Source organism: Croceitalea sp. W27 (genome assembly GCF_055693185.1).
This window is the reverse complement of sequence record NZ_CM146327.1, coordinates 1187211-1207935: the sequence shown is the minus strand read 5'-3', so window position 1 is coordinate 1207935 and position 20725 is coordinate 1187211. Positions and strand designations below refer to the sequence as shown.

The 20725-nt window shown below is 36.3% G+C and carries 20 protein-coding genes and 1 tRNA gene; 14 read left to right on the top strand and 7 right to left on the bottom strand.

The genetic code is table 11. The annotated features are described in order from the left end of the window. The first annotated feature begins 13 nt into the window (after nucleotides 1-13). Nucleotides 14-724 carry a hypothetical protein gene (locus tag ACZ1GR_RS05405; protein WP_472611186.1) on the top strand — a complete coding sequence of 237 codons (711 nt, stop codon included), beginning with the start codon at nucleotides 14-16 and terminating at the stop codon, nucleotides 722-724. Nucleotides 725-813: 89 nt separating this feature from the next. On the opposite strand, the gene ACZ1GR_RS05400 is transcribed toward ACZ1GR_RS05405, so the two are convergent. Next, on the bottom strand, nucleotides 814-1452 hold the full coding sequence (locus ACZ1GR_RS05400; RefSeq protein WP_472611185.1) for an N-acetylmuramoyl-L-alanine amidase family protein: 639 nt from the start codon (nucleotides 1450-1452) through the stop codon (nucleotides 814-816). 165 nt (nucleotides 1453-1617) lie between these two features. Here ACZ1GR_RS05400 and ACZ1GR_RS05395 point away from each other — a divergent pair, with 165 nt between their 5' ends. From ACZ1GR_RS05395 to ACZ1GR_RS05360, 8 genes are read left to right on the top strand one after another with little or no spacing between them, the layout of a single operon-like run. Then, entirely contained in the window at nucleotides 1618-1905 is a 288-nt protein-coding gene (locus ACZ1GR_RS05395) for a hypothetical protein (protein ID WP_472611184.1), read from the top strand. Nucleotide 1906: 1 nt separating this feature from the next. Then, nucleotides 1907-2191, top strand: coding sequence for a hypothetical protein (locus ACZ1GR_RS05390; protein WP_472611183.1), 285 nt, complete (start codon nucleotides 1907-1909; stop codon nucleotides 2189-2191). Further along, nucleotides 2178-4577, top strand: coding sequence for a TraG family conjugative transposon ATPase (locus ACZ1GR_RS05385; protein WP_472611182.1), 2400 nt, complete (start codon nucleotides 2178-2180; stop codon nucleotides 4575-4577). Before ACZ1GR_RS05390 ends, ACZ1GR_RS05385 begins: the two co-directional genes overlap by 14 nt. 10 nt (nucleotides 4578-4587) lie before the next feature. Next, entirely contained in the window at nucleotides 4588-5169 is a 582-nt protein-coding gene (locus ACZ1GR_RS05380; RefSeq protein WP_472611181.1) for a conjugal transfer protein, read from the top strand. Further along, nucleotides 5169-6008 carry a hypothetical protein gene (locus tag ACZ1GR_RS05375; protein ID WP_472611180.1) on the top strand — a complete coding sequence of 280 codons (840 nt, stop codon included), beginning with the start codon at nucleotides 5169-5171 and terminating at the stop codon, nucleotides 6006-6008. The genes ACZ1GR_RS05380 and ACZ1GR_RS05375 overlap by 1 nt, the downstream gene beginning before the upstream one ends. A gap of 4 nt (nucleotides 6009-6012) precedes the next feature. Then, complete coding sequence (locus ACZ1GR_RS05370) at nucleotides 6013-6633, top strand: conjugal transfer protein TraK (protein ID WP_472611179.1); 621 nt, start codon at nucleotides 6013-6015, stop codon at nucleotides 6631-6633. Continuing rightward, nucleotides 6620-7549 (top strand): conjugative transposon protein TraM, encoded by a 930-nt coding sequence (gene traM / locus ACZ1GR_RS05365; protein WP_472611178.1) that lies wholly within the window; start codon nucleotides 6620-6622, stop codon nucleotides 7547-7549. Before ACZ1GR_RS05370 ends, traM begins: the two co-directional genes overlap by 14 nt. After that, a complete protein-coding gene (locus ACZ1GR_RS05360; protein ID WP_472611177.1) occupies nucleotides 7546-8328 on the top strand; it encodes a DUF4138 domain-containing protein in 783 nt (260 codons plus the stop codon). Before traM ends, ACZ1GR_RS05360 begins: the two co-directional genes overlap by 4 nt. Here the strand turns inward: ACZ1GR_RS05360 and ACZ1GR_RS05355 are convergent. Beyond that, on the bottom strand, nucleotides 8320-9576 hold the full coding sequence (locus tag ACZ1GR_RS05355; protein ID WP_472611176.1) for a site-specific integrase: 1257 nt from the start codon (nucleotides 9574-9576) through the stop codon (nucleotides 8320-8322). The two genes, ACZ1GR_RS05360 and ACZ1GR_RS05355, sit on opposite strands and share 9 nt — an antisense overlap. A gap of 234 nt (nucleotides 9577-9810) precedes the next feature. Continuing rightward, nucleotides 9811-9884: transfer RNA gene (locus ACZ1GR_RS05350), tRNA-Arg, on the bottom strand. Nucleotides 9885-9949: 65 nt separating this feature from the next. Between ACZ1GR_RS05350 and ACZ1GR_RS05345 the strand changes: the two genes are divergently transcribed. After that, nucleotides 9950-10462 (top strand): adenine phosphoribosyltransferase, encoded by a 513-nt coding sequence (locus ACZ1GR_RS05345; RefSeq protein ID WP_472611796.1) that lies wholly within the window; start codon nucleotides 9950-9952, stop codon nucleotides 10460-10462. On the opposite strand, the gene ACZ1GR_RS05340 is transcribed toward ACZ1GR_RS05345, so the two are convergent. The 3 genes from ACZ1GR_RS05340 to ACZ1GR_RS05330 all read right to left on the bottom strand — a co-directional run bounded on the left by ACZ1GR_RS05340 (nucleotide 10459) and on the right by ACZ1GR_RS05330 (nucleotide 13616). Continuing rightward, nucleotides 10459-10611: an SsrA-binding protein gene (locus ACZ1GR_RS05340; protein WP_377765467.1), complete on the bottom strand. Its 153-nt coding sequence runs from the start codon at nucleotides 10609-10611 to the stop codon at nucleotides 10459-10461. The genes ACZ1GR_RS05345 and ACZ1GR_RS05340 overlap by 4 nt on opposite strands. A 570-nt stretch (nucleotides 10612-11181) precedes the next feature. Next, nucleotides 11182-13257, bottom strand: coding sequence for a M56 family metallopeptidase (locus ACZ1GR_RS05335; RefSeq protein WP_472611175.1), 2076 nt, complete (start codon nucleotides 13255-13257; stop codon nucleotides 11182-11184). Continuing rightward, on the bottom strand, nucleotides 13257-13616 hold the full coding sequence (locus ACZ1GR_RS05330; protein ID WP_377765463.1) for a BlaI/MecI/CopY family transcriptional regulator: 360 nt from the start codon (nucleotides 13614-13616) through the stop codon (nucleotides 13257-13259). Before ACZ1GR_RS05330 ends, ACZ1GR_RS05335 begins: the two co-directional genes overlap by 1 nt. Before the next feature lie 154 nt (nucleotides 13617-13770). Between ACZ1GR_RS05330 and ACZ1GR_RS05325 the strand changes: the two genes are divergently transcribed. Continuing rightward, a complete protein-coding gene (locus ACZ1GR_RS05325; RefSeq protein ID WP_472611174.1) occupies nucleotides 13771-14709 on the top strand; it encodes a calcium/sodium antiporter in 939 nt (312 codons plus the stop codon). Between the two features lie 63 nt (nucleotides 14710-14772). On the opposite strand, the gene ACZ1GR_RS05320 is transcribed toward ACZ1GR_RS05325, so the two are convergent. Beyond that, nucleotides 14773-15789 carry a glutamine synthetase beta-grasp domain-containing protein gene (locus ACZ1GR_RS05320; protein WP_377765460.1) on the bottom strand — a complete coding sequence of 339 codons (1017 nt, stop codon included), beginning with the start codon at nucleotides 15787-15789 and terminating at the stop codon, nucleotides 14773-14775. 203 nt (nucleotides 15790-15992) lie between these two features. Between ACZ1GR_RS05320 and ACZ1GR_RS05315 the strand changes: the two genes are divergently transcribed. From ACZ1GR_RS05315 to ACZ1GR_RS05305, 3 genes are all read left to right on the top strand, one after another. Further along, nucleotides 15993-18179, top strand: coding sequence for a glutamine synthetase III family protein (locus tag ACZ1GR_RS05315; RefSeq protein ID WP_472611173.1), 2187 nt, complete (start codon nucleotides 15993-15995; stop codon nucleotides 18177-18179). Between the two features lie 47 nt (nucleotides 18180-18226). After that, the gene (locus ACZ1GR_RS05310) at nucleotides 18227-19219 is read left to right on the top strand and encodes a serine/threonine dehydratase (protein WP_472611172.1); all 993 of its coding nucleotides are present in this window, start codon (nucleotides 18227-18229) and stop codon (nucleotides 19217-19219) included. Between the two features lie 169 nt (nucleotides 19220-19388). After that, nucleotides 19389-20723 carry a serine hydrolase domain-containing protein gene (locus ACZ1GR_RS05305; protein ID WP_472611171.1) on the top strand — a complete coding sequence of 445 codons (1335 nt, stop codon included), beginning with the start codon at nucleotides 19389-19391 and terminating at the stop codon, nucleotides 20721-20723. Nucleotides 20724-20725 lie beyond the last annotated feature (2 nt).

The window sequence follows — 20725 nt, the reverse complement described above, 5'->3', positions numbered from 1 at the left end:
TAATTAAAAAAATATGAAAAAAACTGGAAAATGTAGATTATGTGGGGAGTATAAAAAGCTCTCATTTGAACACGTTCCACCAGAATCAGCATTTAACTCTAAACCTGTTTTCTTTCAAGATTATGAAAATCTACACGATAAATCTAGCTATGTTTATGGTAAAAGAAAAAAGAGTCTACGTGGTGCCGGGGGTATGTATTTATGTATTTCTTGCAATAATAATTCAGGTAGTTGGTATGCAAACGATTATAAAGAATTCACTGAAATAGGAATGTATGTTCTGAAGTCTAGGGTCTATGCAAACAAATATATTTGTGCAGAATACAATATCAAACCACTAAATGTTTTAAAGCAAATTTTAATGATGTTTGTTGCTTTAGACAGTAGCGAGTATCTTATTGGTCGCCCTGGTCTAAAAGAATACTTGATGAAGCCAAATAATACCAATTGCCCAAAGAATATTCGTTTGTTTTCATATTTGACCAGTACTATAAAACTAAGAAATGCACTATCCTTTTCAAATATGGATGGTTATATGAGGCACTTTGGAGAAATCAGTTATACGCCTTTTGGTTTTCATATATCTATTGATACACCACCTATTAATAGACCTTACTGCGAAATCACCAATTTTTCTCAATTCAAGTTCAACGAAAAGACAGAAATAATACTACTTCTTCAGTATTTAATTCCTAGGTTGAGTTTTCCAGGAGTTTATGTATAAATTCTAGATTTGATTTTCTTAGTTTACTTAAGAATTTTGGAAATAAAATCTTTTAGTCCTAAAACTTAGTAAAATCTTTTACAAATCAATTACTCATTACTGCATAACCCCATCAAAAGCGCCAACGCCATAGCCTTGATATTTTTAGTTTCCAAAAAATAATCAGCTTCATCAGTATTGGTCATGAATCCCATTTCCACAAGTATAGAGGGACAGTAGGCAATAGCTTCTCGTAGTACCTGAAAATTGGCATACTTCACACCCCGTTTTTCAAAACCTAGCTTTTGGTTGCCTTCATTCAGAATAGAAACACCAAGTGTAATAGACTTTTCATTTTTAGAATGATACACATAGACCTCCATACCCCTAGAATTGCTTGGAGAGGCATTACAATGTAACGATACAAAAACATCTGCATCTAAACTCTTAGCCAATCGATTTCTTTCCGATAATGAAATGAGTGTATCACCATATCGGGTTAGATAGATATCCAGTTCGTTATCAAAAAGGGATTTGTTCAGCTTCAAAATGGCTTTGGCAACTTTCAAAACCACATCCTTTTCATAAATGCCATTTATACCGATAGCACCCGAATCAGTTCCACCATGCCCAGGGTCTATAACCACGACTTTTTTCTGACCAAAAACCAAACACATTTTCAGCAGTAAAATCAGAAAACTGACGTTTTTGAGCGTTGAGCGATTCAAAAGTTTTAGAGTTATTAACATAGACACTTCAATTTTTAATACGATTTGATGTCAATTCACACCATTGAAAATCAATCAGGTATAAATAATATTTTATTCACAAAATACTGATAATCAGTATTTTGATATTCAATATAGTGTATTTTTCAAACAACGAAATCCAACAAATTTTAAATCAATTTCGACATGAAAAAATCACTATTCCTGACCACTTTTTTACTGCTTATTTCCAATACCATTTTTGCCCAAATTGGGGGCATTGAAGATTCCGTTAACGATGTTTCCGATACCATAAGAGCCATCTTTCCCATCATTCTGGGAGTCATCTTTCTAATAGGCTTCCTATTCAATGCAGGACACTTTTTTGGTGAGAATGCAGACCTCAAAAAAGGAATTACCCGTGTATTAGTCTTTGTGCTTATTGCGGGTGCAGTTGTGGGCATATTTACCTATCTCATAGGCATCGTAGTGTAGCATGAAACGCTACGAAATCTATAAGGATATCCGAAAGCGGGCAGTGATAATGGGGTTGCCTATTTCATTGTTCGCTTTGATGATGACATCCGTCATCGGGTCATTGCTGTTCATCATCTTTTCCTTCAGCTTTTTAGTCATCATATCGGTATTCCTTTTTAACGGAGGGCTATATGTGGTATTGACCCAGCTGACCAAACACCCCGCCTTATTACATATTAAAAAAGTATTCCCAGCCACCATCAGTAACAAACGAGAAAGTCAACTCCAATATGAAAAAAATTAACCTATCCGCATATCATCCTATCCTGAGCATAGAAAAGCATATAGTTTTTGCCAGTAATGGCAATGTAGTATTGTGTTATAAAGCAGACTTACCAGAAATCTATACTCTGGCCTCAACCGATTTTGAGGATATACATGGCTCTTGGTTTCAGGCATTCAAATCTCTCCCAACAAGTACGGTTATCCATAAGCAGGATATCTACAAGAAAAGCCGCTATGAGGCAGATAATTTGCCAAATAGAAGCTTTTTGGAAAAGGCAACCTATCGATATTTTAAAGGAAGGGAGTGCCTAACCCATCAATCTTATTTGTACTTCACGCTGCCTTTGGATAAAGCATTGAATGCTTCCAAATTTACCAACCCTTTCCGCAAGATTGAAAAAGGCATTCATAAACAACTGGACCATAATGTCCAAGAGTTTATTGCTTCGGTAAATGATGCTGTTTCCTTTATCAATAACAGCCGCAGGGTGTCCCTGAGACAATTAAATGAAAACGAAATTTTAGAGCTCACTAATGCCTACTTCAATGGGTTTAATGAAGGCTTTGATACGGATATTCAATTAAAGAAATCAGCGATTGAAATTGGCGAAAACCATTTTGACGTGTTGGCTGTAAATAGCGAACTCTGTTTCGGTGATGTAGTACAAAGCAGTAAAACCAATGATAAATTTACTTCGGATGATTTTGTGTTCCATCAGGGTTTTATTGATGGATTGGGATTAAATCTGAATGAAAACCATATCATCAACCAAATCATTTTCCTCGATGACAAACACAAATGGAGAAAACTACTGGACAAGAAAATTGAAGAACTTAGCAAGAGTTCCAACTTCGGAACACAGAACAAAGTCATTCAAAGGAAAATTGAAGCTATTGTTGCTAAAATTAATGAAGACGACAGTTCTAGAATTATACGTGGGCATATCAACATTGTTTTCTGGTGTCCGGAAGCCGGACGGCTAAAAACTATTGCCTCCAAGATTAAGACAGAGTTTAAGGAACTGGATATTGTTCCGTACTATCCGAAAGGGGAAGAACGAAAGCATTATTTTCTTAACTCTTATTGTTGTTTTAGTTCCAATTTTTCCAATGAAGATTTATACGTCACCGATTTAAAACATACATTGTGTCTGTATATCAACAACAGCAATTATAAGTCGGATAAGCAGGGTATCATTTTCAATGACAGGCAATACAATATTCCAGTTTTAAAGGATGTTTGGGACGAACAAAAGAAGCGTATCAAGGCCAGGAACTTTGCCATTTTCGCCCCAACGGGAGAAGGTAAATCCTTTTTAGCAAATAATATACTTCGGCAATACTTCGAAGCTGACGTTCGGTTGGTCATTATCGATTTGGGAGGGTCTTATTCCAAGTTTGCCAAACTCTATCCCAATAACCATATCATTCTGAGATATGAGCAGGGAAAGAATTTGGGCATTAATCCATTTTACATTTCCAATGAAGCAGATTTGACTCCCGAACGATTGGAAGACCTAGCCATTTTCCTATTGGAACTATTGGCAGAAGGAAACCAGGTTTCAAAAGCTAAAGAAGTAGCCATTAAAAAGGTACTGCTACATTACTACAAACATATCCGTGTAAATCATTCTCTGGCTTCTTTATATCAATTTATAGACGATAAAAAAGACAGCCTCATAGAGGCTCTTAGTATAAGGGAAGAGCATTTTAGCGTTTACAACTTCCTGCATATCCTTTCGGAATATGTGGATGATGGGTTGTATAGTTTCCTCTTCAATGTGAGTGAAGACCAGACCTATAAGATTGAGGACAAACGTATGATTGTCTTTGAACTGGATGAAGTGAAGGACAACAAGGAAATCCTTTCCGTAATGCTGAAACTCATCAAGTCTGCCATCCAGCGTACTATCTGGCGTAACCGCTCCGAAAGAGGTATTATCCTGTTTGATGAGTTTGCCAAACAACTGAAGTTTGACAATGTTTTAGAAAGTGTGGAATTCTACTATCAGGCTATCCGAAAACAAAATGGAGCAATCGGCATCATTCTACAATCTATCAATCAGTTGCCTAACAATTCCACATCGGCAAGTATTCTAGAGAATACACAGGTCATTTACAGTCTACGGAACGAGAAAGGGTACGAAGAACTTCAAAAGCGATTGAACCTGTCGAGCCACGATTTGAACCAGTTAAAATCTATTCGCAACAACCTTACGGGAGATAGAAAGTACACAGAGATGTTCATCAAGATTGGAAAGGAGAGCAACATCTTTCGTCTCGAAGTACCCAAAGAGGTCTATGCCGCTTACCTCACAGATGGTAAGGAAAGTGAGGCCATAATGAAACTCTACGAACAACATCAATCGATGGAAAAAGCCATCAACATATTTATTAATTCTTAAAACGAAAGCCATGAAACACAAAATCAAAATTCTAGTATTGTCACTAACTATAGCCATTTTATCATCTGGCCACATTGTGGCCCAAGGGATGCCAGTATATGACAACACCAATTTTATCAGCTTTACCAAATCCCTTATAGAATCGGCGAAACAGACCTCACAATTGCTAAAAACGGTACAGTTTCTAAAGACCCAAAAAGAGAACATAGAAAAGGTCAACAATGTCATCAGACAGCTAAAGGCAGTTCGAGAAATGGCAAGGAACAACCAACGCTTATTTAACATTGTACAGGACGATTTACGAGAGATTCTCAATTCACCCTATATCAAACCTGATGAAGTGAATCGTGTTTCAGAATCCTTCAATTCCATTATTGAAAACTCTTTATATGGATTGGAGTATATCGACCAGATATTATCCAGTAATACCCTTAAAATGACTGATGCAGAACGTGCGGAAGTTCTTAAGGACATGGAACTAAAATCCAAAGAAATGGTAGCTGAGATTGAAGCCAAGACCAAACGCTATCGTGAGATTATTGCTTTTCGTGAAATGCAGGATAAAATCAATAACAGGGAAACTAACTACTAATGGCAGGCATCTTTTTGAGCATAGGATTGGAATATGTTGATGCGGTGTTTACCACTATCAAGAACAGTGACTTTTCCCAGTACACCATTACTGGAATGAAGACACTGGCCATTCTGTTCTTTCTTATCAATATCCTCAAAAAGTACAATGAAGGCGTTGCTAACAACGATGGGTATACCTGGGGGCTGACCCCTGCAGAACTTGCAAAGAATTTTGCCGTGGTTATCCTGGTCATTTTCTCAACACAGGTATTGGATGTTTTTGATACCATTCTTGTGGCCATCGAAACCCAATACCGAGACACGGCTCCTGTGCTCCTCCCGTTACAAATGCAAGACATCGATTTGGAGCAGGATGTGGGCGCATTGGAAGCCGCCAAAAAAGCAATGGCGATGTTGTACGAAGCTCTGGTAACGCCACTGTATGGCTTAAAGATGTTAGCCTTTATCATCGGGATATTCCTTTGGTTATTGGATTTATTCATTTATCCCTTATTTCTTGCAGAACGTTTCTTTTTACTAGGTATCATGCAAGCTTTCTTCCCTTTGGTGATTAGTCTTGCCGTATTTGAAAAGTTCCGTTCATTGGCTTACAACTTCTTTAAGCTTTATGCAGGAGTATATATGTTGGTACCTGCCTTTTTTCTGGTCAATGTGTTTGTAAACAACCTGTATACAGAAATCAATACCAACTTTTGGAACACGCTTTTTGGAACGGATTGGGGAAGTACATTTTTTGCGCCATTGCTTCAATTTGGCTCCATCGGGTTTATTGTTTTTCTCAAATTCAAACTCTATCGCAGGGCAACATCATTTGTCTTTAAACTTTTTTCTTCCTAACCATATGAAAACACCTTATCAAAATATTTATAACGTACTACGCCTGAACCGATTCATTGTTTTGGCAGTTGTTATTGGAGCAGTTTTGACCTGTACCATCTCAGTAATTATGGTCGTAAAACTTCACAAAGAATCCGTCAATAATGCCTTTGTGGTCAATTCGGATGGAAGTGTCATTCCCCTTAAAATGGTACAGCAAAACGAAAATTTAGAAGTAGAAGTGTTATCACATTTAGAACAGTTCCATACCTATTTCTACCACATCGATGCAAGCAATTATGAAAGGAATCTGGAGAAAGCTTTATGGTTAGGAAATAGTTCTGTGGATGCATTGTACAGACAGAAAAAAGCTGATGGCGTTTACAACCGATTATTACAATATTCCTTAGTGCAAAAAGTATTGAAAATTGAATCGAAAATCTATATCCAGAAAGAACCCTATCGATTTGAAACCACTGTCATTTTTGAAATCAATCGAGGTTCGATAATCGACATTTATGAATTGACCACGTCAGGAAATATTATCCATGTGGATAGAAACTTTCCCAACAATACCCACGGATTATTGATAACCAACTTTTTTGAAAATAAACTGAAAAAACTAGAAAACTATGAAGATAGATAAGAATAAAATCGTGTTCGCTGCCATCATTTTAAGTGTAGTACTGTTTGTTGGCTCCTATGCCGTCATTGCATTGGGAGATGAAGAAGAACCAACGATTGAAAATAATCAGATTCCAGTTCCAGAATTGAGCGATGAACAAAAGGAGTATGATTCCAAATTAGAAGCCCTTGATGACCTTAAAGAAGTACGACAAACCAATGCTCCTAGCATTTATGATGAACGTTTGTTGGATTCTACTGGAGTCTATGACCCCGATTTATTGGATAAAGAAAAGATGCGGATTGTAGATAGCATCTATAATGAAGGACGCATCAGTTATTCCGATAGAAGTTTTAGAAAGCCCAAGGTCAAAATTGAACCAAAACCACTTCAGAAAGATTCTATTTCCAAGATAGATAAGAAAGAAGAGCGTATTGTTCCTAAAGAATTAGGATTGGAGCATCAACTGTTTTTTGCTTCAAATCCATTGGAAAATGAAAACCTCTTAACTCAAAATACGGATGCTTTTATATATGTGCGAGTAGATGGCACACAAACGGTACGGAATAATTATCGTTTGCAGATGCGTTTGACCAAAGATGCGCTTATCAATGGTAGTATTGTCTTAAGAAATACACCCATTTATGGTTTTGTAAGTTTTCAACCTAACCGAACCATTATAGAAATCGAAAACATCAATCACAAACCTATTAAACTAAACGCTTTTGACCTTCAGGACGGAAGTGAGGGTGTTTACATTGAAAACAGCTTTAGAGCTGAAGCTAGACAGGAAGTAGTCGGAGATATTGTGGATGATATCAATATCGTAGGTGTGCCACAAGTAAGCGGAGTTAAAAGGATATTCCAAAGAAACAACCGCACCGTAAAAGTTACCGTAATTGATAACTACCAACTCATTTTAAAACCCATACTATGAAAACTATAATCATAATTGCCATAGCACTATTTACAAACCTTGTAGTAGCTCAGCAAACCTTAGATACCATTTATGCCAATGATAAAAAAAATGTCGCTCTGTTTTTCCCAGAACCCATTCGCCAGGGAATCACAGGAACATCCAATTTTGTGTTTACCTATAACCGAGAAAAAGAGCAATACTTTGGCTTGTTACAAGCCACTCCAGGAACAGAAAGTAACTTATTGACAGTTACCAAAAATGGTCAGGTCTATTCTTTTATTTTGAAGTATAAAGAACAGTTGCCGAGACTGAATTATTTCATTACACCCAAAGAAAGTATTGGTAGTGAGCGACCTGTAACTTTAAAACAAAAGCCAATTTCTCAGCCTCCTAGCAGGATAGACTACTTTAGGAAATTCTGTAACTATTTATTGAAATCAAATTCTGGTTCTATAACAACCAAGCGAAAAAAAGGTATCAAAGTACAGTTGCAAAAGATGGTTTATAATGCCTCTGAATTTTATCTGGTATTAGAAATCAAAAACAAGTCTGAAATCGATTTTGAGATAGATTACTTAAATGTCTATAGAGTTAACGGAAACAAAAAGCGTAAAGCTTCTTTTCAAAGATTAGAACAAAAAGTGATTCACAAATTTATCATGCCTAATCTAGTAAAGACTGGAGAGAAAAAAAGGTTTGTATATGTGCTGCCTAAATTTGTTATTGGAGATAATGAAAAATTGATGATTGAATTAAAAGAACTTAATGGGGAAAGGAAAATCCAGCTTTTACAATAAAGCTGAATTTCCTTTTTCTTCCTTCTTAGGGTTTAACTTCATTCTTAGCGCATTCATATCATCACAGACTTTTCGTTCAACAACTCTGGCATAAACTTGAGTAGAAGCAATTTTTGAATGCCCCAATAATTTTGAAACCGTCTCTATTGGAACTCCATTACTCAAAGTTATTGTAGTAGCAAAGGTGTGCCTAGCCATATGAAATGTAAGATTCTTATTTAAACCACAAGCTTCAGCAATTTCTTTTAAGTACAAATTCACTTTTTCATTCGTAATTACTGGAAATAAAGTGCCCGTTACCTCCGTCATTGGATGGTTTTGATACTTGATTAGTAATTCTTTTGCCTTTCTGAGTAGTGGAACTTTCACCGGCGCTTTCGTTTTTTGACGATTTGTGAATATCCAGTCGCTACCATCAATCCCTTTAAGAATGTTATCAGAAGTAAGGTTCATGATATCTATGTAGGCAATTCCTGTATAGCAACTAAAAATAAACAAGTCTCGCACTCTTTCTAGTCGTGCAATTGGAAAGTAATAAGTTTCAACGTTAGACAATTCATTGACGGTCAAGAAAGGGCGTTCTCTTTTTTCATAGGTTGGCTTCCATCTAACAAAGGGGTCTCTATCTATCCATTCAATATGATATCCTAGCGTAACAATCTTTCGAAACCTTTGGATATGCTTCATAACAGTATTATTGCTCAACGCTTTAGGATGTTCTTTTGGCCAATACGTATGAAGAAAGTGTGCAAAGTCACAAATAAATTTATAATTCAAATCTTTTAAATAGATATCTGAAGTGTTCAGGACACTACCCAAGTACCTATTAACATAATTTTCTGTTACTGCAAAGTTTCTTAAAGTTCCCTTTGCTAGTGTCTTTTGGGTCTTCTTATTATGATATTCAAGAAGGCTTTGGAGTGTCTTACAATTATCGCTTTCACCTAAGTATGCAGCTTTAATTAATCTAGCAGTGATTAATTCTCCCTTAAATTTTAAATCTTGATAGCATTGAAATAGTTGAGTTCTGACCTGTTTTACATATTCATTAATCTGTATAGCCTCATTCGAATTTCCACGGGCTTTTTTCTTCTTATTATCCCAAATGGATAAGGAGATTTTCTTTTTAAGGCTAATGTCCGCTCTTTTGCCATTTACTGTAACCCTGGCATATAAGAGAGCTTCATTGTTAATTGCTTTAGATTTTTGAACTAAAAATAGGGTCGAAAAAGTGTTTTGTGTACGCATAGTTGTCGTCTTTAAATTATTAAATATTTACCTAGACGAAAGTCAAATCAACTATTCCAATTCAATGAAGTAATTTGATGAAAAAGTGTGCTTAGCACACTTTTTGAAAAAAGGTACCTTTTTAGCACACATTTAAAATCAAATCAATTCAAATCTTATGTACTCCTAAAAACTTGAAAACCATGTAAATCGTAAGACTTACATGGTTTTAATACTGTTTGATACAGTTTTTAGTGACCTCGGCAGGATTCAAACCTGCAACCTTCTGAGCCGTAATCAGATGCGCTATTCAGTTGCGCCACGAGGCCTTTTTAATGGGGTGCAAATATATTTCTTTTTAAATTTACAACAAAACCCTAGCAAGCAAAAACTAATGGATTTTAAGCCCTTTATAAGAGATGTGAACGATTTTCCTAAAACAGGAGTCATTTTTAAAGACATAACCCCACTTTTGAATGACAATAATGCTTTGAAAGCCGCATGCCAAATACTCTTTGAAAAAGTACATGGGCAACATATAGACAAGGTCGTCGGGGTAGATAGTAGAGGCTTTATTTTCGCTCCGCTTTTGGCTTCAAAATTAAATGCTGGCTTTGTGCCTGTGCGTAAAAAAGGCAAGTTACCGTATAAAACACTTTCGGAGTCGTACGCACTGGAATACGGTACAGATTCGCTGGAAATTCATGTTGATGCCATTAAAAAAGGAGAGAAAGTGCTAGTTCATGATGATGTCTTGGCCACCGGTGGCACAGCTGAAGCGGTATGTAAGCTAGTGGAGCGTTTAGGAGGAGAAATCGTGCAATGCAATTTTTTAATTCAATTAGACTTTTTAAATGGCGCTGAAAAATTGAATGGTTACGATATTAAAACCCTGTTGAAGTATTAGCCTAATGCTTTTGTGGTTACAAAATACCGCCACCCGATAATTGCCAATTGAAATTTGCTTGCTTTGGCTAAATCCAACCTTTTTTTTGTAAAAGAAGGCAAAATTATCTTGTTGATTTTTGCCAAGACTTTAAAAAACGATTTTTCCACTATTATTTTTTTGACAAAGTACAAAAAATAAAAAGCCCGCTTTAGAGCGGGCCGTTGATTGATTGATGTATTTTTTTAAAAAGGAGGAAAATGTTCAGTTCAGTTTTTTAAATAGTCATGAAAGGCATTCATTTATATTTAAATAAATAAGCCTACTACACTCATAAAAACAAGAACAATAAATTTTACAATGGCGATCATAAGTTTAAAATTTTCAGGTTAATATTTGATTACTTCGATTGATTGTTTTTTCAATATATGTTGATAAATATCATGTTTCCAAAGATTTGGACTGAAAACAATACAATTGAATACGGAAATGAAACTTTTTGAACGAGTTAGTATTTAGAAATGATGTGACCCTCTACAAATAAGTTATAATTTGTAATAAAAAACTAAGATTCTGTATTAGATTATAATAATTGTAGAGCGTTTCTTAATGCTTTTTGAAAAACCTAGGGGCGTTTCGTTTAAAAAAAGATGTTTTTTGCTGATTTCGTTTTTGCCACAAACAAAAAACCAGTCACTTATGTGACTGGAGTTTGACTAATTTAAAACCAATTTTGAGCTTTAGTTTTTCTTTTTGGTAGTAATTTCTACAACACCATTTTTACCTTTTCTACCATATTTTTCTTCCGCTGCTTTACCTTTTAGAACGTTTACAGATTCTATGTTATCCGGGTTGGTATCTTTTATCTTTTTAACTTTCTTGCCATCTACTACAAATAATGGTTTTTTACCTTTGGTTACAAATTTGATGTCATTAGAGAAATCACCTGCCTCGTTTGTATCTATAATGAACACGTTATCATCTTTTTCTATTTGAAGACCGTCTGAGTTATTGCGAAGTACAATTTGCTTTTTATCTTTTGTAATTATTTCTATTACGCCATCTTCACCTTTTTCACCATATTTTTCTTTTGCTGATATCCCTTTTAAAACATGCACGGTTTTGATATTTTCGCTAGGTAGATTGGTGATTTCTTTTTCGTCTACCTCTTCACCGTTAACAATAATTATGGGCTTGTCCGATTTGTTAGTTTGACCCTTACGAATTTTAATTTTTGTTTTTTTGGTATCGTCATTATCGTCGTTTTCAAAAATAAAGACACCTCCGTTGCCTTCTTCTTTGCTTTCAGAATCAATGATGAATTTCATATTGTTTGATTTTCCTTCCTTAATTCTGAAGATATTCATTTCTTCAAGTTCATCTTCGTCCACTTCTTTTCCGTCCACAGTGATGGTCTTTTTCCCATTGACAGTTTTGATGACTATTCTTTTTGATTCATCTTTATCAGAATCTACCCAAATTATCGATTCGTTGTTGGCGGCACCGACAGTGGAATTACTATTCCAAAAAGAAACGGCGTTACTTTCATCATCATATAAAATGGTTATTGGATTTATAGGGGTGTCTGAACTAGTGTTATAACTGCCATTGAATTTCTCTCCGTTAGTTCCTTCGCCGTTAATTTGTATGCTAATATCTATAATTTCCTTACTTGAATTTCGTACTACTGTATATGAAAAATCGGCACCTTCTTGCGCCAAATCATCTTTCATTTTGGCTAAAGATGCATCGGTGGTATTTTTGTCAATAGACAGTTTTATCGTTTTAATCGATGAACTAAAAGACGTCTTTTTTTCTTGTCCTGTTTTTTTATCCGTTTTGGTACTTGTAAATGGAATAAAGTCGGCAGGGTCAAGTTGAGTTTCAGGACTTTTAGAATCTGTCATATCCTCTTTGTTTATACTTGAACTTACCGGATTTTCTGCGAATTTAACTACCTCTTTCGTATTGAACCCAAAAAGGAAAATACCAAGAAAAGGAAGTACGACTAAAAGTTTAAGACGATTGATTGATTTTGATTGACTTTGATTTAACATGACTATTCGTTTTTTGATTATTGAATTATAAAATGGATTTGCGATTGAAATTTGATGATTTCCAATGGCTTGCTTAAGCATTAAATACTGGTAAAACTTCTTATTTTCATCAGCTTCACAGGTTTTGGCATCGGCCAAGAATTCTAGATTTTGCTTTATAATGGTTTTATAAAACCATATAACTGGATTAAACCAAAGTACTATAAGAAGCATTTGAGTAAGAAGAATGTCTATTGAATGTAATTCTCTGGCATGCACCTCTTCATGAGCAATGATGGTGTCAAGTTCCTCTTCGGGAAATTGATTTGGGTAATAAAATATATGTCTAAAAAAGGAAAAGGGAGAAATGTTCTTTTTCGTTCTTACATGAAAAAAACTTTTATTTTCGACCACTTCACTATTCTTTTTAATCTTTTTAATGGTCTTTAATTGAATAACGAGCTTTGTGGAAAAAAAGAGCACACCGGCAAAGTAGATGATAGCTAAAATTGTTTTCCAACTCAGCAAACTATGGGCTGAAGTAGTGTTAATTGGTTGCTCAACAAGGTATTGATAGCCTTGAACCAAGGGTACAGGCTCAACGATAATGGTTTTCGTAATGATTACAAAAGGCAACAGTAAGGCGATAACCAACCCAGATAATAGAAAGAGTCTATTACCGCTGAAAAAAGTCTCTTTCTTGAGAAAAAGGTGATAGCTTAACAAGAACACCAATAAAATGGACGAAGACTTTAAGAGGTGAATGAAGAGCGTATCCATTATTTTTTATTTTCGATAAGGTGAATAATTTCTTTTAACTCTTCAACAGAAATCTTTTCTTCTTTGGCAAAAAAGGAAACCAAGCTTTTATAAGAGTTATCGTAATAATCAGCGATGGTAGAATTTACAAAGGTTTTTCTGTAGTCTTCTTTGGTAATAATGGGGTAGTAGCGATGCGTATTGCCAAATACCTCGTAGCCAACATATTTTTTTTCTTCCAAATGCCTAACAATAGTTGAGAGCGTATTGTAATGCGGCTTATCGCCTGTGATTTCTGCCAGAATTTCTTTTACAAAAGCCTTTTCAAGCTTCCAAAGAATCTTCATAACCTCTTCTTCTTTGTTTGTTAGTTTTTGCATCACTTTAAATTTTAGATTTCAAACATACTAAGTAAAAAATAGTTAAACAACTATTTTTATAGTTATTTAACTATTTATTTAGTTTTTATATTCTATAAAAAAGCCCAATTCTACATTTAAAACTTCGGTTATCTTTGCCGTAAACACACCATTAATGCAAAATATACTTTTTATAATCCTTGGTCTTTTTTTATTGATTGTAGGGGGTAATTGGCTTCTAAAGTCTGCCGTAGCGCTTTCGTTAAAACTTGATATTCCGAAGATTGTAATTGGAATGACGGTAGTTTCCTTTGCAACCTCTGCACCTGAGCTCATTGTTAGTATAAAAGCGGCTTTAGATGGTTTTCCAGATTTGGCCTTGGGTAATGTGGTGGGTTCTAACATTGCAAATTTGGGTTTGGTTTTGGCCATAACCATTTTGTTGAGCAGTATTGAGGTTCGCAAAAGTTTTTATACTACCGATTGGCCTGTGATGATAGTAGCTTCATTATTGTTTGTAGGGTTTATTTATTTTGACGGTAGGCTCGAGCGTTATGAAGGTATAATAATGCTGGCATTTTTGTTTGCATTTCTAATTTATATACTAAGATTTCAAAAAATCGCTGTGGTAGATGAATTACCGGAAGATGATGAGCCGTTACCTCTATATAAAACTGTACTTTTTTTAGGTTTAGGAGGAGTAGCCCTTTGGGGTGGGTCAGAATTTTTGATTGATGGGGCCGTTGGTTTGGCCTCTAAATTTGGCGTTAGTGATAGAATAATTGGGGTGACCGTGGTTTCTGTGGGCACTAGTATACCCGAGTTGGCAGCTTCTATTATTGCAATCATCAAAAAAGAAAAGGCAATTTCACTTGGTAACCTGATAGGTTCCAATATTTTTAACCTGCTGGCCGTTTTAGGAATAACCTCGATTATTACCCCAATAAATGTAGTTGATGAGGGTTTGTTGACCAATGATATTTTCTGGATGCTCGGTATTTCTTTCTTGATCCTTCCGCTGGTCTTGTTGCCAAAAGGGCTTCGTTTGGGCTGGCGAGATGGCTTAATATTGATTGCGGTCTATATCACTTTTGTGTATTTAACCTTAGTGTAGTACAATAAAAAAGACCGCCTTAATTTTAAGACGGTCTTTTTTATCAAACAACAACTAATAATACTAAATCTTTGCAGATTTTACTGTTTTTACAATTCTACCTGCAATTTTGTATGGATCACCGTTAGAGGCCGGTCTTCTATCTTCTAACCATCCTTTCCAACCACTTTCTACGGTTGCGATAGGAATACGGATAGAAGCACCTCGGTCAGAGATACCAAAACTAAATTCGTTTATAGACTGCGTTTCATGGTCACCGGTCAAACGTTGGTCGTTGAACTCACCATATACTGCAATATGTTCTTTTACAACCGGACGGAAAGCTTCACATATTTTCTCATAGGTTGCTTTATCTCCACAAGTTCTTAATGTAGTATTAGAGAAGTTTGCGTGCATACCAGAACCGTTCCAGTCCATGTCCTTACCAAGTGGCTTTGGGTGGTATTCAATATAGTAACCATATTGCTCTGTTAATCTATCTAAAAGGTATCTGGCTACCCAAATTTCGTCACCTGCTTTTTTGGCACCCTTTGCGAACAATTGAAATTCCCACTGTCCGGAAGCAACTTCTTGGTTTATTCCTTCAAAGTTGATTCCTGCAGCGATACATAAATCGGCATGCTCTTCAACTAAATCTCTACCATGGGTATTTTTGCCACCTACGGAACAATAATACATTCCTTGTGGAGCAGGGTAACCACCAATAGGGAAGCCTAATGGTAATTGCGTTTGCGTGTCCATTATAAAGTACTCTTGTTCAAAACCGAACCAGAAATCATTGTCATCATCATCAATAGTTGCTCTTCCGTTAGAAACGTGTGGTGTTCCATCAGCATTTAAAACTTCGGTCATCACTAAAAAACCATTTGTTCTTGCCGGGTCTGGAAAAATAGCAACTGGTTTTAATAAACAATCTGAAGAACCCCCTTCAGCTTGTCTTGTTGAACTTCCATCAAAAGACCACATTGGGCAGTCTTCTAATTTACCGCTAAAGTCATTTACTACTTTAGTTTTGCTTCGCATGTTTTGCGTTGGAAAATAGCCATCCAACCAGATGTACTCTAATTTTGACTTACTCATAATAGTGGGTAGTTTACTTTAATTTTAATAAGCGGTAAAAATAATTATTTTATCAGCATTATGAATTTTTTGGGGAGGTAAATCGTTAAAAGTTATCAAAAATTTGTTAACCCCCATTTTGAAGGGGGTTAATTAATAAAATATCATTTTTAAGGCTATATATTGCTAAATTGTTAATTTTACAGTCCTAAAATTCATTCAAAATGTCTAAAATGAGATTCGATGCCTTGGCAGACAGCCATAAAAGAGAGAAAATATTGATTGATGAGACCGGAAAACGCTCTGATTTATTTGGTAAGAATGTGTTTAACGAGTCAAAAATGCTTCAGTTTTTGACCACAAATGCCTATGATAAAGTAAAGTCTGCAATTTTATCTGGTAGCAAAATAGATCGGAAAATTGCCGATCAAGTTGCCGAAGGTATGAAAGCTTGGGCACTATCAATGGGGGCAACCCATTATACTCATTGGTTTCAACCATTAACTGGAGCTACTGCAGAAAAACATGATGCCTTTTTTGATTTGTTGCCAGATGGCAGGGCTATGGAAAAGTTTGGTGGCGGTCAATTGGTGCAACAAGAGCCAGATGCCTCAAGCTTTCCAAGTGGCGGTATCCGCAATACGTTTGAAGCTCGCGGTTATACAGCTTGGGACCCAACTTCTCCGGCCTTTATTTATAAAACTACACTTTGTATCCCTACTATTTTTGTGTCTTATACAGGTGAGGCTTTAGACAACAAAGCTCCACTGTTGCGTGCGCTGAACGCTATCGATGAGGCGGCCACAGGTGTAGCGCAATATTTTGATAAGAATGTTAGAAAGGTTAATGCTACTTTAGGTTGGGAACAGGAATATTTTTTAATAGATAAGGCCTTGGCGCAATCTCGCCCCGATATTCTTATGACAGGAAGAACATTGGTCGGTAATTCTGCGGCGAAAGGGCAACAATTAGACGATCATTACTTTGGTGTTATTCCTAGTCGGGTTTTGAGCTTTATGAGCGAATTGGAAAAAGAGTGCACCCAGTTGGGCATTCCTGTTAAAACAAGGCATAATGAGGTGGCACCAAACCAATTTGAATTAGCGCCTGTTTTTGAAGAAGCAAATTTATCCGTAGATCATAATCTACTTTTAATGGATGTGATGGATGAAATTGCCGATAAACATGGCTTTAAAGTGCTTTTTCATGAAAAACCGTTTGAAGGTATAAATGGTTCTGGCAAACACAATAACTGGTCATTGGCAACTGATACCGGGGTTAATTTGTTGAGCCCGGGCAAAACACCAATGAAAAACCTTCAATTCTTGACCTTTTTTGTAAATACCATTAAAGCGGTAGATACCTACGAAGAACTGTTACGTTCGTCCATAGCATCTGCAAGTAATGACCATCGTTTGGGGGCAAATGAGGCTCCACCGGCAATTATCTCAATATTTGTTGGCAAGCAACTAGGTGAGGTTTTAGATGAGTTGGAAGGTGTTTCTAAAGGAAAGCTTTCACCTCAAGAGAAAACGGAGTTAAAGCTAAATGTAGTCGGTAAAATTCCTGAGATTTTATTGGACAATACAGACCGTAACCGTACATCTCCTTTTGCTTTTACCGGAAATAAATTTGAAATGCGCGGTGTCGGTTCAAAAATGAATTGCGCCAAACCAATGACCATTTTAAATACAATTGTGGCAAAGCAATTGACCGATTTTAAGAAAGAAGTCGATGAGCTAATTGATAAGAAAAACCTGAAAAAAGATGAAGCGGTCTTTAATGTACTTAGAGAGTATATTAAAAACTCAAAACGAATTCGTTTTGATGGTGACGGATACAGTATAGATTGGGAAGAAGAGGCACGTCGCAGAAAATTAAGTAATAATAAAAATACCCCAAAAGCGCTTCAGGTACTTACATCAAAAGAAAGTATTGCACTGTTCGATGTTACAGGGGTAATGAATGCGAAAGAATTAACGGCCCATAAAGAGGTGGAGTTAGAGAATTATATATTCCATATTCAGATAGAAGGTCGAATTTTAGGCGAGCTGATTTATAACCATATCATTCCGGCTGCCATTAAATATCAGAACCTTCTTTTAGAAAATGTTGCTGGACTAAAAGAGGTCTATGGAGCGGCACATAAAAAGATTACCGAGCCGCAATTGAACATCTTAGAGAAAATTGCCGAGCACATTGTGGCAGCAAAAAAACTTACCGATGCCATGCTGCTTACAAAAGATAAGGCCCATAAGGCAAGCACTATCGCTAAAAAAGCACAGGCATATTGCGATGACGTAAAACCTTATTTTGATAAAATTCGTGCTGAAGCCGATGGTTTGGAGCAGTTGGTGGCAGATGATATGTGGCCCTTGACAAAATACCGTGAGCTGTTGTTTGTAAAATAATTTCAAGTTGTGATTCCCGCGAAAGCGGGAATGCATATTTTTATGCAATGCAACTGGAATTAAAAGACATACAGGCGGCAAAAAATCGAATAGAACCTTATATCAATAAAACCCCTATTCTCACTTCTTCGCTGCTTAACGATTGGCTAGGTCATGAGATTTATTTTAAAGCCGAAAACTTTCAAAAAATAGGTGCTTTTAAGGCCAGGGGAGGTGTAAATACCTTAGCATGGCTTTTAGAAAACGGACATAAGCCCAAGCACATTGTAGCCAATAGCTCTGGTAATCACGCACAGGCTGTAGCTTATGCCGCCAAGCAGTTTAACATTCCTGCTACGATATTTATGGCAGCCTATTCCTCAAAAGTAAAGGTACAAGCTACAAAAGCCTACGGAGCGGAGGTTTTACTTAACGAAACTAGGGATATTACGGATGAAAAGGTGGCGGAGGCAGCAAAGGAAGAAGGTGTTTTTTGGATCCCCCCTTTTAACCACGAACAGGTCATTTGTGGTCAAGGTACTGCGGCCTATGAAGCGTTAACCGAGTTAAAAAATATAGATGCCGTGTTCACCCCCTGTGGCGGTGGTGGACTCACATCAGGTTCTTTGATCGCTACTCGCGGATTGGCCCATAAGGCAAAGATGTTTGGGGTCGAGCCTTTAAATGCCAATGACGCAGCAGAATCTTTGCGAAAAGGAAGTATTCAACGCTTATCTGGGGTGCCAGATACCCTTGCAGATGGCGCCATGACCATGGCAGTGGGTGACATTACTTTTGAGTATTTAAAGCAACTGGATGGTTTCTATGAAATTGAAGAGGAGTATTTAATCTATTGGACCCAATGGCTTACCCATTTGCTTAAATGTAGAATAGAACCAACCTGTGCCATGCCTATGGAAGCTATTCGTAGATGGTTGGAAACCCAAAAAACAAAACAACGTGTGTTGATGGTAATTTCTGGAGGTAATGTAGACCAAGCAACAACACAAAAAATCTGGGCAAAAGATTGTCTTGTCCAAGAGCCTCATTTCTCTGATTAGTATTTCCTTACATTTAATGATTTATATTGAAGGTTTTATTTATATAAATTTTTAAGCTGGATAGCATCAATAACTATATTCAATTGTTGCCTGCAAGCTGAAAAACCAATATTGAAAATCCCGAAAATCATATATAAACACGTCAGACTCAATAAAAAAACAATCGAATATGTTAAACAGTAAAGTGTCACTAAATGCAATTATAATTTTCTGTTTGCTTCTATTAGTTGGATGTAAACAACAAGCTAAAGAGCTTACTTTAGAAGAGAAAATAACATTAGCTGTAGAGTCAAGGAAAATACCCACATCAAAAGACCATAAAGTAAGTTTTACACTTCCTGAATCACTTATTGGAAGAGGACCTCAAATAACAGAGGTATTTAGCCATATGGAAAACTATATTCCTACTGTTCTGATAGAAAAAGGAAATACAAAAACAACAAAGCTTCCAGAAAATATCAGTCATACCCTCGGTCAAGAGATTCTCACCAGTGCCTTCTTTGAAGAGGAAACATCACTTGACCAAATTTGCGATGAAAAACAAGTTAATGGTGTAATTATTCTTCATAAAGGACAAGTGGTTTATGAAAGGTATCCTGAAATGAAACCTTTTGATAAGCATTTTCTAGGTTCTGTTAGTAAAACATTTTTAGGAACTATAATCGCACACTTGGCAGATGAAGGAAAACTTAACGAACAGGATCCTATTGGGCAGTATCTAACAGAATTTAAAGGTAAGCCATTGGAGAATGTGACTATTGAAAATTTGTTACGAATGACCTCGGGAATCAACTGCCGAGAGAGCGATAAGGGATCCTATACCGACCCAAACCATTGTTTTTATAAATTACTTCAGCATTCTGCAGTTTATACAGAGCCAAATCCTGGATTTGAAGAAAGCCTAATAGAATTATTAGCCAATTCAGGAAAAATTGAACCTGCTGAGCAAACCTACGATTATACTTCCGCCAATTCTGTTATTCTGACTACCATCGCTGAAAGAGTTTCTTCCAAACCTTTTCATCAGTTGGTTGAGGAATATATATGGACAAAAATTGGAGCTGAAGATGATGCAAGGGTAACGCTATCCAGTACTGGCGTTGCTGGAAGTTACGGTTTAATGCTAATGCGCTTGAGAGATCTAGCCAGATATGGACTGGCCTTTACAGATGATGCTACTACAAAAATAGCATCGGAACGATATATAAATCAAATTCATACTGGAGATAGAGCTTTATTTAGATCTGAAAGAGGAACTGATCAGCATTTGAGAAAAAAATATTATGAAGGACAAGGTGCAGATTTTCAGAGCTATCATTGGGATGTGATTTTTGAAGATGGTGACATCTTCAAAGAAGGCTTTGGAGGTCAGGGACTTTACGTATCCCCTTCAAAAAGATTAATTATTGGATTTTTTAGTGCAGGCAAGGATAAGACCAATAATAACCGTAATATGATATCCCTTGTTCGTAGTTTGGCATTATTAGAACAGTTTAAAGAATAAAT

Bases quoted from the DNA above. Each gene is read 5' to 3' on its own strand.
- ACZ1GR_RS05395 (WP_472611184.1), top strand. From the start codon at position 1,618: ATGAAAAAATCACTATTCCTGACCACTTTTTTACTGCTTATTTCCAAT.
- ACZ1GR_RS05355 (WP_472611176.1), bottom strand. From the start codon at position 9,576: ATGCGTACACAAAACACTTTTTCGACCCTATTTTTAGTTCAAAAATCT.
- ACZ1GR_RS05375 (WP_472611180.1), top strand. From the start codon at position 5,169: ATGGCAGGCATCTTTTTGAGCATAGGATTGGAATATGTTGATGCGGTG.
- ACZ1GR_RS05400 (WP_472611185.1), bottom strand. From the start codon at position 1,452: ATGTTAATAACTCTAAAACTTTTGAATCGCTCAACGCTCAAAAACGTC.
- ACZ1GR_RS05315 (WP_472611173.1), top strand. From the start codon at position 15,993: ATGTCTAAAATGAGATTCGATGCCTTGGCAGACAGCCATAAAAGAGAG.
- traM (WP_472611178.1), top strand. From the start codon at position 6,620: ATGAAGATAGATAAGAATAAAATCGTGTTCGCTGCCATCATTTTAAGT.
- ACZ1GR_RS05325 (WP_472611174.1), top strand. From the start codon at position 13,771: ATGCAAAATATACTTTTTATAATCCTTGGTCTTTTTTTATTGATTGTA.
- ACZ1GR_RS05305 (WP_472611171.1), top strand. From the start codon at position 19,389: ATGTTAAACAGTAAAGTGTCACTAAATGCAATTATAATTTTCTGTTTG.
- ACZ1GR_RS05335 (WP_472611175.1), bottom strand. From the start codon at position 13,257: ATGGATACGCTCTTCATTCACCTCTTAAAGTCTTCGTCCATTTTATTG.
- ACZ1GR_RS05360 (WP_472611177.1), top strand. From the start codon at position 7,546: ATGAAAACTATAATCATAATTGCCATAGCACTATTTACAAACCTTGTA.
- ACZ1GR_RS05345 (WP_472611796.1), top strand. From the start codon at position 9,950: ATGGATTTTAAGCCCTTTATAAGAGATGTGAACGATTTTCCTAAAACA.
- ACZ1GR_RS05405 (WP_472611186.1), top strand. From the start codon at position 14: ATGAAAAAAACTGGAAAATGTAGATTATGTGGGGAGTATAAAAAGCTC.
- ACZ1GR_RS05310 (WP_472611172.1), top strand. From the start codon at position 18,227: ATGCAACTGGAATTAAAAGACATACAGGCGGCAAAAAATCGAATAGAA.
- ACZ1GR_RS05390 (WP_472611183.1), top strand. From the start codon at position 1,907: ATGAAACGCTACGAAATCTATAAGGATATCCGAAAGCGGGCAGTGATA.
- ACZ1GR_RS05370 (WP_472611179.1), top strand. From the start codon at position 6,013: ATGAAAACACCTTATCAAAATATTTATAACGTACTACGCCTGAACCGA.
- ACZ1GR_RS05320 (WP_377765460.1), bottom strand. From the start codon at position 15,789: ATGAGTAAGTCAAAATTAGAGTACATCTGGTTGGATGGCTATTTTCCA.
- ACZ1GR_RS05385 (WP_472611182.1), top strand. From the start codon at position 2,178: ATGAAAAAAATTAACCTATCCGCATATCATCCTATCCTGAGCATAGAA.
- ACZ1GR_RS05380 (WP_472611181.1), top strand. From the start codon at position 4,588: ATGAAACACAAAATCAAAATTCTAGTATTGTCACTAACTATAGCCATT.
- ACZ1GR_RS05330 (WP_377765463.1), bottom strand. From the start codon at position 13,616: ATGCAAAAACTAACAAACAAAGAAGAAGAGGTTATGAAGATTCTTTGG.